The 11814-nt window shown below is 69.6% G+C and carries 11 protein-coding genes and 2 tRNA genes; 11 read left to right on the forward strand and 2 right to left on the reverse strand.

The window, feature by feature from the left end; translation table 11 throughout:
• The first annotated feature begins 15 nt into the window (after nucleotides 1-15).
• Genes dnaN through ACQRWP_RS28175 form a run of 4 tightly spaced genes read left to right on the forward strand, consistent with a single transcriptional unit; the run spans nucleotide 16 to nucleotide 3813 of the window.
• Nucleotides 16-1149 carry a DNA polymerase III subunit beta gene (dnaN, locus tag ACQRWP_RS28160; RefSeq protein WP_210782097.1) on the forward strand — a complete coding sequence of 378 codons (1134 nt, stop codon included), beginning with the start codon at nucleotides 16-18 and terminating at the stop codon, nucleotides 1147-1149.
• Nucleotides 1150-1189: 40 nt separating this feature from the next.
• Nucleotides 1190-2062 (forward strand): phosphogluconate dehydrogenase (NAD(+)-dependent, decarboxylating), encoded by an 873-nt coding sequence (gene gnd, locus ACQRWP_RS28165; RefSeq protein WP_091396544.1) that lies wholly within the window; start codon nucleotides 1190-1192, stop codon nucleotides 2060-2062.
• Between the two features lie 16 nt (nucleotides 2063-2078).
• A complete protein-coding gene (gene recF, locus ACQRWP_RS28170) occupies nucleotides 2079-3212 on the forward strand; it encodes a DNA replication/repair protein RecF (protein ID WP_112583934.1) in 1134 nt (377 codons plus the stop codon).
• Nucleotides 3202-3813, forward strand: a complete 612-nt coding sequence (locus ACQRWP_RS28175; protein ID WP_430499046.1) for a DUF721 domain-containing protein — start codon at nucleotides 3202-3204, stop codon at nucleotides 3811-3813. Before recF ends, ACQRWP_RS28175 begins: the two co-directional genes overlap by 11 nt.
• A gap of 9 nt (nucleotides 3814-3822) precedes the next feature.
• Here the strand turns inward: ACQRWP_RS28175 and ACQRWP_RS28180 are convergent, their stop codons facing one another.
• Nucleotides 3823-4050, reverse strand: a complete 228-nt coding sequence (locus tag ACQRWP_RS28180) for a hypothetical protein (RefSeq protein ID WP_238677495.1) — start codon at nucleotides 4048-4050, stop codon at nucleotides 3823-3825.
• Nucleotides 4051-4175: 125 nt separating this feature from the next.
• Here ACQRWP_RS28180 and ACQRWP_RS28185 point away from each other — a divergent pair, with 125 nt between their 5' ends.
• Nucleotides 4176-4664 (forward strand): MarR family winged helix-turn-helix transcriptional regulator, encoded by a 489-nt coding sequence (locus tag ACQRWP_RS28185; protein ID WP_430499049.1) that lies wholly within the window; start codon nucleotides 4176-4178, stop codon nucleotides 4662-4664.
• Here the strand turns inward: ACQRWP_RS28185 and ACQRWP_RS28190 are convergent.
• On the reverse strand, nucleotides 4649-5203 hold the full coding sequence (locus tag ACQRWP_RS28190; protein ID WP_091396527.1) for a hypothetical protein: 555 nt from the start codon (nucleotides 5201-5203) through the stop codon (nucleotides 4649-4651). The two genes, ACQRWP_RS28185 and ACQRWP_RS28190, sit on opposite strands and share 16 nt — an antisense overlap.
• 521 nt (nucleotides 5204-5724) lie before the next feature.
• Here ACQRWP_RS28190 and gyrB point away from each other — a divergent pair.
• The 6 genes from gyrB to ACQRWP_RS28220 all read left to right on the forward strand — a co-directional run bounded on the left by gyrB (nucleotide 5725) and on the right by ACQRWP_RS28220 (nucleotide 11756).
• A complete protein-coding gene (gene gyrB / locus ACQRWP_RS28195; RefSeq protein WP_238677498.1) occupies nucleotides 5725-7671 on the forward strand; it encodes a DNA topoisomerase (ATP-hydrolyzing) subunit B in 1947 nt (648 codons plus the stop codon).
• A gap of 130 nt (nucleotides 7672-7801) precedes the next feature.
• A complete protein-coding gene (gyrA, locus tag ACQRWP_RS28200; RefSeq protein WP_430499051.1) occupies nucleotides 7802-10324 on the forward strand; it encodes a DNA gyrase subunit A in 2523 nt (840 codons plus the stop codon).
• A 4-nt stretch (nucleotides 10325-10328) separates the two neighbouring features.
• Nucleotides 10329-11243 (forward strand): DUF3566 domain-containing protein, encoded by a 915-nt coding sequence (locus ACQRWP_RS28205; protein ID WP_430499053.1) that lies wholly within the window; start codon nucleotides 10329-10331, stop codon nucleotides 11241-11243.
• A gap of 151 nt (nucleotides 11244-11394) precedes the next feature.
• Nucleotides 11395-11468: transfer RNA gene (locus ACQRWP_RS28210), tRNA-Ile, on the forward strand.
• A 42-nt stretch (nucleotides 11469-11510) separates the two neighbouring features.
• On the forward strand, nucleotides 11511-11639 hold the full coding sequence (locus ACQRWP_RS28215) for a DLW-39 family protein (RefSeq protein ID WP_209444550.1): 129 nt from the start codon (nucleotides 11511-11513) through the stop codon (nucleotides 11637-11639).
• Between the two features lie 41 nt (nucleotides 11640-11680).
• A tRNA-Ala gene (locus ACQRWP_RS28220) sits at nucleotides 11681-11756 on the forward strand.
• Nucleotides 11757-11814 lie beyond the last annotated feature (58 nt).

Consider the following 11814-nt stretch of genomic DNA (forward strand, 5'->3'; position numbering starts at 1 on the left):
GACGCGGAGGCATTGATGAAGTTCCGAGTGGAGCGCGACGCGCTCGCCGAGGCTGTGGCGTGGACCGCGAAGAGCCTGCCCAACCGGCCATCCGTACCGGTGCTCGCCGGGGTGATGCTCCGTGTCACCGACGGCAACCTGCGGGTCTCCGGGTTCGACTACGAGGTCTCCAGCCAGGTGACCGTCGAGGTGCAGGGCGACGCCGACGGCGCCGCGCTCGTCTCCGGCCGCCTGCTCGCTGAGATCACCAAGGCGTTGCCGGCCAAGCCGGTCGACATCGCCGCGGTCGGCGCACACCTCGAGCTGGTCTGTGGCAGCGCCCGGTTCACCCTGCCCACCATGCCGGTGGAGGATTACCCCGCGCTGCCCGAGATGCCGCAGAGCGCCGGCACTGTCGACGCCGCCGCGTTCGCCACGGCGGTGGCCCAGGTGGCCATCGCGGCCGGTCGCGACGAGACGCTGCCGATGATGACCGGTGTCCGCGTCGAGCTGTCCGGCGACACCCTGTCGATGCTCGCCACCGACCGTTACCGGTTGGCGCTGCGCGAGATCCAGTGGCGGCCGGACGACCCCGAGGTGAGCATCAACGCCCTGGTGCCGGCCCGCACCCTGAACGACACCGCCAAGGCCCTCGGCCCGCTGGGCGGCGAGGTAACGCTCGCCCTGGCCCAGGGCGCTGCGGGCGAGGGCATGGTCGGCCTCGCCGGCGGCACCCGACGCACCACCAGCCGGCTGCTCGACGGCGCCAACTACCCGCCGGTGCGGTCGCTCTTCCCGGCCACGCACAACGCCGCGGCCCGGGTGCCGGTCAGCACGCTGATCGAGGTGGTCAAGCGGGTCGCGCTGGTCGCCGAACGGACCACCCCGGTGCTGCTCAGCTTCAGCGCCGACGGCCTGGTGGTCGAGGCCGGCGGTTCCGAGGAGGCACGGGCCAGCGAGGCGATGGAGGCCACCTTCACCGGTGAGCCACTGACCATCGGCTTCAACCCGCAGTACCTCATCGACGGTCTGGCAAACCTGGGCGCCCAGACGGCCGTGCTCTCGTTCGTCGACGCCTTCAAGCCCGCGGTGATCTCGCCCGCTGGCGAGGATGGCGAGGTCATTCCGGGGTACCGGTACCTCATCATGCCGATCCGCGTCTCGCGCTGATCGCGCCCAGCAACACCCAGATCCACGGAGGTAGAAACACATGCAGCTCGGCCTAGTAGGACTCGGCCGTATGGGCGGCAACATGCGGGAGCGGTTGCGTTCGGCCGGGCACGAAGTGGTCGGCTTCGACCACAACGCGCAGATCAGCGACGTCACGACCATCGCGGGCCTGGCAGAGAAGCTCGAGTCACCGCGCGCGGTCTGGGTCATGGTGCCCGCCGGCGTCACCGACGCCACGATCGACGAACTCGCCGAGGTGCTCGGCGAGGGCGACATCATCATCGACGGCGGCAACTCGCGCTTCAGCGACGACGCGCCTCGCGCGGAGCGGCTCAACCAGCGGGGCATCGGCTACATGGACGTCGGGGTCTCCGGCGGCGTCTGGGGCCGGCAGAACGGGTACGGGCTGATGGTCGGCGGCGCCCAGGAGCACGTGGACCGCCTGATGCCGATCTTCAACGCGCTCAAGCCGGAGGGTGAGTTCGGCTTCGTGCACGCCGGCCCCGTCGGTGCCGGCCACTACTCGAAGATGGTGCACAACGGCATCGAGTACGGCCTGATGCACGCCTACGCCGAGGGCTACGAGCTGATGGCCGCCTCGGAGTTGGTGACCAACGTGCCAGGCGTCATCAAGTCCTGGCGGGAGGGCACCGTCGTCCGTTCCTGGCTGCTCGACCTGCTCGACCGGGCGCTCGACGAGGACCCGGAGCTGGCCGACCTGAGCGGCTACACGGAGGACACCGGCGAGGGTCGGTGGACGGTCGACGAGGCGGTCCGGCTGGCGGTGCCGCTGAACGTCATCACCGCTTCGCTGTTCGCCCGGTTCGCCTCACGGCAGGACGACTCGCCCGCCATGAAGGCCGTCTCCGCGCTGCGTCAGCAGTTCGGTGGCCACGCCGTCCACAAGCGCTGAGCGGTATCCACAACCTGTGTATGTTCACCGGCTGGAACTGGTCGACTTCCGCTCGTACGAGCGGGTGGCCGTCGACCTCCAGCCGGGAGCGAACGTCCTGATCGGCGCCAACGGCGTCGGCAAGACCAACCTCGTCGAGGCGCTGGGCTACGTGGCGACCCTGGACTCGCACCGGGTCGCCACCGACGCGCCTCTGGTCCGGATGGGCGCCACGTCCGCGGTGATCCGCTGCGCGGTGGTGCACGACGGCCGCGAGCTCCTGGTCGAGCTGGAGATCGTGCCCGGCAAGGCCAACCGGGCCCGACTGGGCCGCTCACCGGCACGGCGGGCCCGGGACGTGCTCGGGGCGCTCCGGCTGGTGCTCTTCGCCCCGGAAGATCTTGAGCTGGTCCGGGGCGACCCGGCCGAGCGCCGCCGCTACCTGGACGACCTGCTGGTCAACCGGCAGCCCCGGTTCGCGGGCGTGCGGGCCGACTACGAGCGGGTCGTCAAGCAGCGCAACGCCCTGCTGCGCACCGCCTACCTGGCCCGCAAGACCGGTGGGTCCCGGGGCGGCGACCTCGGCACCCTCGCGGTCTGGGACACCCACCTGGCCCAGCACGGGGCGGAGCTGCTCGCCGGCCGCCTGGAACTGGTGGCCGCGCTCACCCCGCACGTGGCCAAGGCGTACGACGCGGTGGCCGCCGGTCGGGGTGCGGCGAGCATCACCTACCGGCCCTCGATCGAGCTGGCCGAACCGACCACCGACCGGGCCGCGCTGGCCGAGGCGCTGACGGCGGCCCTGGCCGCGTCCCGCTCCGCCGAGATCGAGCGGGGCACCACCCTGGTCGGCCCACACCGCGACGAGTTGGCCCTGAGCCTCGGCCCACTGCCCGCCAAGGGGTACGCCAGCCACGGCGAGTCCTGGTCGTTCGCCCTCGCGCTGCGGCTGGCCGGGTACGACCTGTTGCGCGCCGACGGCATCGAGCCGGTGCTGGTGCTCGACGACGTCTTCGCGGAGTTGGACACTGGCCGCCGGGAGCGGTTGGCGGAGCTGGTCGGCGGGGCGAGTCAGCTGCTGGTCACCTGCGCGGTGGACGACGACGTGCCGGCCGCCCTGCGCGGCACCCGCTATCAGGTCGGCGAAGGGACGGTACGCCGTGTCGGATGAGCCAGGCACCAAACGGCCAGCGGCCGGCGACGGCCCCGCGGCGCGTACCCCGAAGGCGGCGGAGGGATCGGCGGGCGGTGATCCGGCGGCAGCCGCCAGCGGCCCGGAGCTGGCCCGGGCGGTCCTCGACGCGGCGCTGTCCCGCCGGCAGGCGGCGGCCCGCGCCCGGCGTACCCCCGGCAGCGGCGACGCTGCCGGCGGCTCGGGGCGGCGGTTGCGCGGCTACTCCGGCCCCGGCCCAGACCCGCGCGATCCGCAGCCGCTCAGCGCCGTGCTGAACCGGCTGGTGAAGGCGCGGGGCTGGCAGCAGCCGGCGGCTGAGGCCACGGTGTTCGGCGCCTGGGAGCGGGTCGTCGGCGCGGAGGTCGCGCAGAACAGTCGCCCGGTGAAGTTGGAGAACGGCGAGCTGACCGTGGAGGCGCGCTCGACCGCCTGGGCCACCCAGCTGCGGCTGCTCGCCGGCTCGCTGCTCAAGCAGATCGCCAGCGAGGTCGGTCACAACGTGGTGCGCAAGCTGCACATTCACGGCCCGGCCGCGCCCTCCTGGGGGAAGGGCCCACGCCGGGTACGCGGCCGGGGCCCGCGCGACACGTACGGCTGAGCCGGCCGTTCAGCCGCGCCGGTCGGCCGCGCGGGCTGCCCGCTTGCGTTCCCGCTGCTCCCGGGTGAAGCGCTTACGCTCAGCCAGGTCGCGTTTCCACGCCTCGCGGGCCTCGGCTGAGCCGCCCTGCACCGCGCCCTGCACACCCTCGGCCGGGCCAGCGAGGTGCCGGAAGGCCCAACGCATCAGTCGGCCACCCTCGCCCGGGGCCCTGGTGATCGCGCCGTCCTCGCTCATCTGCCGCCCTCTTCCCCGCGTCGCCTCGCCGGTTCTCGCCCGTCGCACGAGCCTACCTTTGGGGCACCAATGGTTGGTGTACCAATGATCGGTACGATAGTCATCGTGCGGAGAGAGGGCAACCGATGAGCGAACGACCGGACGGCGTCGACCCGCTGGCCCTGGAGCAGCAGGTCTGCTTCGCCCTCTCGGTCGCCGCGCGCAGCGTGGTGGCCGTCTACCGGCCACTGCTGGAGCCGATGGGGCTGACCCACCCGCAGTACCTGGTGATGTTGGCGCTCTGGCAGCACGCGCCGTTGTCCGGCCGCGACCTCAGTCGCCTGCTCCAGCTCGACCCGGGCACGCTGTCACCCCTGCTCAAGCGGCTGGAGGCGGCCGGCTACCTGCGCCGGGAACGGGACCCGAGCGACGAGCGCAGCCTCGCCGTCACCCTCACCGCCAGCGGTGCCGCGCTGCGGAGTCAGGCCGAGCTGATCCCGGCCGCAATCGTGCAGAGGCTGGGGCTGCCCGTCGAGGACCTGCAACACCTGCACGCGGTGCTCACGCAGCTGATCTCGGCCGCCAACCGGCCGGCCGCCTCGGAGACCGACGCGGCGGCTCAGGCGTCGGCGTAGACGGCGAACCCGCGCTCGGCGCAGCGCCGGTAGAACGCGGCCAGCACGCCCAGCTCGGCACAGGTGAAGTTCCACTGCGGCGGGTCGCCGCGCTCGTCGCGCAGCGCGTCGAGCCGACTCTCCAGCCAGCGCAGCTGCTGCTCGGCCAACCGACCGTCGCCGAGCAGGGAGCGCAGCACGGTGCTCACCGACTCGAAGGTGACCGCCTCGCCGGTCGCGCGGTGCGCTGCCACGAACCGCTCGATCCCGCTGGCGATCCAGGAGCAACCGTCCGGGTCGATCACCGGGTCCTCGTCCTCGGCGGCGGCGTCTGTGGCGTACAACACACCTTCGAGGCCGAGCAGCAGATCCACCAACTCGGTGTACGCGGTCGCGCGGATGGTGCCGGTCTTCGCGATCAGCTCGGCCAGCGCCGCTGTCGGTGCGGAGATGCGCGGCAGGTCGACGATCTCACCGAAGTCGACGAACTCGGCCGGCGCGACCGGATCGTAGAAGCGGCCGGTCCGCGGCCAGTGCACCGCGACGTTGTCCAGCCCCATCTGTCACCTCTTAAAGAGCACGTGTCGGGTCGATCGGGTCGATCGTCCCGGTTCCAACCGGTAAAGATCAAGGCTGGTTCCGGGGCGCCGCAAACGTACGGCACGGACGCTTCGGCCGCGACCCCCGACCCGCCCGACCGCGGGTCAACCCGTTCCGGGGCGGCGCGTGCGGTGGGGGCCTGGCGTGTGGGGGGAGTCGTGGGCGGCGGGGTTCTGCCGGCTATGGACTTCTCAGCCGCCTCTCTGAGGGTGCCGAGTGGTGGTTCTGTCCTCCGGGCACAGTAGGATTGACAGCGAGACGAAGACCCGGTGCGGGAGTGGGACGGGGCCGGTGGCCCCAGATTCATTCTCCACGTCGGGTCGAGCCGATCGCGATCCGCGGGCAACCGCGGCGACCGGCGCGTTCGACCCGCTGTCCGGAGTTCTCCGGTGCCGGTCCGCGCGCCGACGTCGCGTCCTGTCCGCCGAACCCGCGCCCGACGCGCCCTACCGGCGCGGCTGACGCGAGAAAGTGGCCGAGGGTGGCAGCGCAGGACAAGCAGGAGTACGGCGCAGAGTCGATCACCGTTCTCGAGGGGCTGGAGGCGGTTCGCAAGCGGCCCGGTATGTACATCGGGTCCACCGGCGAGCGCGGTCTGCACCACCTCGTCTGGGAGGTCGTCGACAACGCTGTCGACGAGGCGCTGGCTGGATACTGCGACACCATCGACGTGGTGCTGCTCGCCGATGGCGGCGTGCGGGTCACCGACAACGGCCGTGGTTTCCCGGTCGACCTCCACCCGAAGCTCAAGAAGCCGGGTGTCGAGGTCGCGTTGACCATCCTGCACGCGGGTGGCAAGTTCGACGGCAAGGCGTACGCGGTCTCCGGCGGTCTGCACGGCGTCGGTGTCTCAGTGGTGAACGCGCTCTCCACCAAGATGTTCGTCGAGATCCACAAGTCCGGCTCCGTGTGGCGGCAGCACTACACCAACTCCAAGCCCGGCTCACTGGAGAAGGGCGAGACCACCGACCGCACCGGCTCGGCGGTCTCCTTCTGGCCCGACCCCGACGTCTTCGAGACCGTCGACTTCGACTTCCAGACCATCTACCGGCGCCTGCAGGAGATGGCCTTCCTCAACCGGGCCCTCCGCATCCACCTGCTCGACGAGCGAGTGGCCGAGGAGGAGGACGGCCGGCAGCGCGAGGTCACCTTCTATTACGAGGGCGGCATCGCGGACTTCGTCCGACACCTCAACGCCTCGAAGAGCCCGATCCACAAAACCGTGGTCGAGTTCGAGGCCGAAGAGGAGGGCATGTCCCTCGAGATCGCCATGCAGTGGAACGAGTCGTACGGCGAGTCGGTCTACACCTTCGCCAACACGATCAACACCCACGAGGGCGGCACCCACGAGGAGGGCTTCCGGTCCGCGCTGACAAGCGTGGTCAACCGGTATGGCACCGACAAGAAGCTGCTCAAGGGCGATGAGAAGCTCTCCGGCGAGGACATTCGCGAAGGACTCGCGGCGATCATCTCGGTCAAGCTGGCCAACCCACAGTTCGAGGGCCAGACCAAGACCAAGCTGGGCAACACCCCGGTGAAGAGCTTCGTGCAGCGGGTCTGCAACGACCGGCTGGTCGACTGGTTCGACCGTAACCCGGCCGAGGCCAAGATGATCATCACGAAGGCCTCCCAGGCGGCCCGCGCCCGGATCGCCGCCCAGCAGGCGCGCAAGCTGGCCCGGCGCAAGTCGCTGCTGGAGTCCGGCTCGATGCCGGGCAAGCTGGCCGACTGCCAGTCGACCGACCCCCGCGAGTCCGAGGTGTTCATCGTCGAGGGTGACTCGGCCGGCGGCTCGGCCAAGCAGGGCCGCGACCCACGGACCCAGGCGATTCTGCCGATCCGCGGCAAGATCCTCAACGTGGAGAAGGCCCGGATCGACCGGGTGCTGAAGAACAACGAGGTCCAGGCGCTGATCACCGCGCTGGGCACCGGCATCCACGACGACTTCGACATGGAGAAGCTGCGGTACCACAAGGTGGTGCTGATGGCCGACGCGGACGTCGACGGCCAGCACATCCAGACGCTGCTGCTCACCCTGCTGTTCCGCTTCATGCGTCCGCTTGTCGAGATGGGCAACGTCTACCTGGCCGCCCCGCCGCTCTACAAGATCAAGTGGAACAAGAAGGGCGACGACGCCCAGTACGCGTACTCCGACCGCGAGCGGGACGGTCTGATCGCACTGCGCCAGCAGAAGAAGCCGAACGCCAAGCCGGACGACATTCAGCGCTTCAAGGGCCTCGGCGAGATGAACTATCCCGAGCTGTGGGAAACCACGATGAACCCGGCGACGCGTACCCTGCGTCAGGTCACTCTCGACGACGCGGCGACCGCCGACGAGTTGTTCAGTGTGCTGATGGGTGAGGACGTCGAGGCGCGCCGGTCGTTCATTCAGCGCAACGCCAAGGACGTGCGGTTCCTGGATATCTGACGGACTACGCCGGATCGGCCGGGCAGTGCCCGGCCGATCCGGCGGTCCACAGAGTTATCCACAGCTTGGCCGGTATCCACAGCCGTTATCCACAGCACGAAAACGACTCTGAGTCTGATAAGGGTATACAGTGACCGATTCTCCCGAGTCCACACCGAACGAGCCCGAGGTCCCCGCCGAGGCCATCGCCGCGGTGGTCGCGCACGACCGGATCGAACCGGTCGGGCTCGAGGTGGAGATGCAGCGCTCCTACCTCGACTACGCGATGAGCGTCATCGTCGGTCGCGCGCTACCGGACGTCCGGGACGGCCTCAAGCCGGTCCACCGCAAGATCCTCTACGCGATGTTCGACTCCGGCTACCGTCCGGACCGCGGCTACGTGAAGTGCTCCCGTGTCGTCGGTGACGTGATGGGTCAGTTCCACCCGCACGGCGACTCGGCGATCTACGACGCGCTGGTCCGGATGGCGCAGTCCTGGTCGCTGCGCTACCCGCTGGTGGACGGCAACGGCAACTTCGGCTCGCCGGGTAACGACCCGGCCGCTGCCATGCGATACACCGAGTGCAAGCTCGACCCCCTCGCCATGGAGATGCTGCGGGACATCGACGAGGACACCGTCGACCTTCAGGACAACTACGACGGCCGGGCCAAGGAGCCCACCATCCTGCCGTCGCGGATCCCCAACCTCCTGGTGAACGGCTCCGAGGGCATCGCGGTCGGCATGGCCACCAAGATCCCGCCGCACAACCTGCGGGAGATCGGCGCGGCGGTGCAGTGGTGCCTGGAGCACCCGGAGGAGGACGAGGAGACCACCCTCGAAGCCCTGCTCGGCATCGTCAAGGGCCCGGACTTCCCGACCCACGGCCTGATCGTCGGCACCACCGCGATCCAGGACGCGTACCGCACCGGTCGCGGCTCGATCCGGATGCGCGCCGTGGTGGAGGTCGAGGAGGACAAGCGGGGCCGCCCCTGCCTGGTCGTCAGCGAGCTGCCCTACCAGGTCAACCCGGACAACCTCGCCGAGCGGATCGCCGAGCTGATCAAGGAGGGCAAGCTCGCCGGGATCGCCGACATCCGCGACGAGTCCTCCGGTCGTACCGGCATGCGGATCGTCCTGGTGCTCAAGCGCGACGCGGTCGCGAAGGTCGTGCTGAACAACCTCTACAAGCACACCCAGCTCCAGGAGACCTTCGGCGCCAACATGCTGGCCCTGGTCGACGGGGTGCCGCGCACGCTCAACCTGGCCCAGTTCCTCCGCTACTACGTCGAGCACCAGATCGACGTGATCCGCCGGCGGACCGCGTTCCGGCTGCGCAAGGCCGAGGAGCGGGCACACATCCTGCGCGGCCTGGGCAAGGCGCTGGACGCGCTGGACGAGGTGATCGCCCTGATCCGGCGCTCTCCGACCGTGGACGACGCCCGGCAGGGCCTGATCCGGCTGCTGGACATCGACGAGATCCAGGCGACCGCGATCCTGGACATGCAGCTGCGCCGGCTCGCCGCCCTGGAGCGGCAGCGGATCGTCGACGACCTGGCGAAGCTCGAGATCGAGATCGCCGACCTCAAGGACATCCTCGCCAAGCCCGAGCGGCAGCGGAAGATCGTCTCGGAGGAGCTGGGCGAGATCGTCACCAAGTGGGGCGACGACCGGCGGACGCAGATCATCCCGTTCGACGGCGAGGTCTCGATGGAGGACCTCATCGCCCGCGAGGACGTGGTCGTCACGATCACCCGCACCGGGTACGCCAAGCGGACCAAGGTCGATCTGTACCGCTCGCAGCGGCGCGGCGGTAAGGGCGTCAGTGGCGCCACGCTGCGGCAGGACGACATCGTCAGCCACTTCTTCGTCTGCTCGACGCACGACTGGATCTTGTTCTTGACGAACAAGGGCCGCGTCTACCGGGCCAAGGCGTACGAGTTGCCGGAGGCCAGTAGGGTAGCCAAGGGCCAACACGTGGCCAATCTGCTCGCCTTCCTACCCGACGAGCAGATCGCGCAAATCATTGAGATCCCGAACTACCAGGTAGCCCCCTATCTGGTACTGGCCACGAAGAACGGCCTGGTGAAGAAGACGCGGCTCGAGGAGTTCGACTCCAACCGTTCCGGCGGCATCATCGCGATCAACCTGCGCGATGAGGACGAGCTGGTCGGTGCTGCGCTGGTTGCGCCGGAGAACGACCTGCTGCTGGTCTCGAAGAAGGCACAGGCGATCCGGTTCAACGCCTCGGACGAGGCGTTGCGGCCGATGGGCCGGGCCACCTCGGGCGTGATCGGCATGCGCTTCACGGACGACGACGTCCTGCTCGCCATGGAAGTCGTGCGGGAAGGTTTGGACGTTCTGGTGGCCACGAACGGGGGATACGCGAAGCGCACCCCGATCGAGGAATACCCGGTGCAGGGCCGGGGAGGTAAGGGCGTGTTGACTGCAAAGATCACCGAACGGCGCGGTGGTCTGGTTGGCGCGGTGGTGATCGATCCGGACGACGAACTGTTCGCGATCACCAGCAACGGTGGTGTCATTCGGACTCCGGTGAAGCCTGTACGGCGTACGCGTGACCGGAACACAATGGGGGTCAAGCTGATGGACCTCCCGGACGGCGTGACTATCGTGGCGATTGCTCGCAATGCCGACGAGCCTGACGAACAGGACTAGTTGAATGACGGAGACACAGGCGAAGTCGGGGAACACGGGGACCTCGGCCAAACCGGTCGACGAGGAGGCCGCCAAGGGCGGCACACCAGCGACCGGCCGCGCGGCCGTGGGCCGGGCGACGGTCCCCGCCGACGCGCCTGCCCCGAAGTTCACCAGGGCTCCCGGTATGACACCCCCGCCGGAGCAGCCGGGCGAAGACGGCGAGTCCGGCGACAAGACCGAGACGCCCAGCGCCGAGGCGCCGACGTCGGCCGCCGCCAATCCTCCGGGTCCGGCGGCGGCACCCTCGGCACGTCCGGCGACCACCCAGCCGATCGGTCTCCGGCCCGGTCAGGCGACGTCAACCGGGTCCACCGGCACCCAGCCGCGGATCACACCCGGGATGACCCAGCCGCAGCCGGACGCGGCGCGGACGGCCGCCACTGCCGGCCGGCCAGCCAGCGGCGGTGGCCTGCCACCGGGGATCGGCAACGCGTCCGCCGTCGGGGCAGCCCGCGTCGGTGACGCGGTGCGTGCGGCGCGTACGTCGGTCAGCTCGGCCGCCTCCCGCGGGCCGCGTCGGGCCCGGCTGAACCTCAAGCGGATCGACCCGTGGTCCGTGATGAAGTTCGCATTCGCGGTGTCGGTGGTGCTCTTCATCGTCGTGGTGGTCGCCACCTCGGTGCTCTACCTGGCGCTGGACGCGATGGGTGTGTTCCAGAGCGTCAACGAGAGCCTGAGTGACCTGGTCAACGCCGGCGGCGGGCAGAGCACCAGCGGCTTCCAGATCACCGCCAAGGGCGTGATTCTCAGCTCGGCGCTGATCGGTCTGGTCAACGTGGTGCTGTTCACCGCGCTGGCCACCCTGGGCGCGTTCGTCTACAACGTCTGCGCCGACCTGGTCGGCGGGATCGAGCTGACCCTCGCCGAGCGGGACTGAGTGACCGGGGCGCCGGGGCACCGCGGAAAGCGGTCGCTCCGGCGTCCCGTACTCGGGTAGGTTTTTGCAGGCGGCGACGGCCTGGCTCGCAAGCTCGGACCCCGATTTGGGGTCGGCGGAGCGGATGGGTTAATCTTGCTCGTCGCAACGCGGGGCTATAGCTCAGTCGGTTAGAGCGCAGAGCTGATAACTCTGAGGTCGATGGTTCGATTCCATCTAGCCCCACCGCATGTCGTCCGACGGTAGTCGAGCGCGAGGGGTCGCCCCATGTTCAAGAAGCTGCTGATTCTGGCTGGCGTCGTCGGTGTGGCCGCCGTCGTGTTCAACAAGATCAAGGCGTCGAACGACGAGCGTGCCCTGTGGCACGAGGCGACCACCGCGCCCGACCTGCGCTGACGTTCGGCCCGGCGCGAGCGATCGTCGCCGCGGCAACTCACGGGGCCCTAGCTCAACTGGCAGAGCACTGCCTTTGCAAGGCAGGGGTTAGGGGTTCGAGTCCCCTGGGCTCCACCAGCACTTTCACCGGTAGACCTCGGTCCCGAATACAGCCAAGCGGTCACGCTGTCCCCTC

The sequence above is a fragment of the Micromonospora trifolii genome (assembly GCF_050516465.1).
In the GTDB taxonomy this organism is placed as follows: Bacteria; Actinomycetota; Actinomycetes; order Mycobacteriales; family Micromonosporaceae; genus Micromonospora; species Micromonospora trifolii.